The organism is Neisseria sp. P0021.S007, from assembly GCF_051956855.1.
Window position 1 is genome coordinate 1 of the sequence record NZ_JBQCXA010001071.1, and the last position, 537, is coordinate 537.

Consider the following 537-nt stretch of genomic DNA (forward strand, 5'->3'; position numbering starts at 1 on the left):
GGCAAAAAAAGATGCGGCGGCTTGGTGTTCGCCTAAGAAGGCGTGTATCTGCCCCATACCCGATAGAAGCCTGCCGTATTGCTGCCTGCCGACGGCGATTTCAGGCAGTTTGAGCGCGTGTTGTAGAATTTGTTTGGCGTAGTCGAATTCGTATATGTTGGTGATGGCTACTGCCAGACGGTTGTATACCTGTGCGACTTCGGGGGCGGCTTCGTGTTTCAGTTGGTTGCCCAAATCAAGCAGGCTTTGTATGGCTTCCAGACTCATTCTGCCTCGATGGTTGTCGGCGGCAAGCCGGGCTGCTTGAAAACGCAGCTGTAATAGCGGCGGCAGTTTGTTGTCTGCCGGGGCGTAGGTTTGCAGCCAGCCTAAGATTTCATCTAGGGCTTGGGGATGGTAGTCTTTTTCGTTTAGGCGATGGCGGACTGTCTGTAGGTAGTTTTGCCAGATTTCGGACTGTGTTCGACAGCGTTCGCCCAATTGCTGCATGGCTTCGCGCAACAGGCTGTGTTCGGGTTCGCCAGACAGGGCGCAGAC

At 54.6% G+C, this 537-nt stretch carries 1 pseudogene; it reads right to left on the reverse strand.

What is annotated here, in order from left to right:
- A pseudogene (locus tag ACTHUR_RS17580) lies at positions 1–537 on the reverse strand (hypothetical protein); the annotation flags it as partial.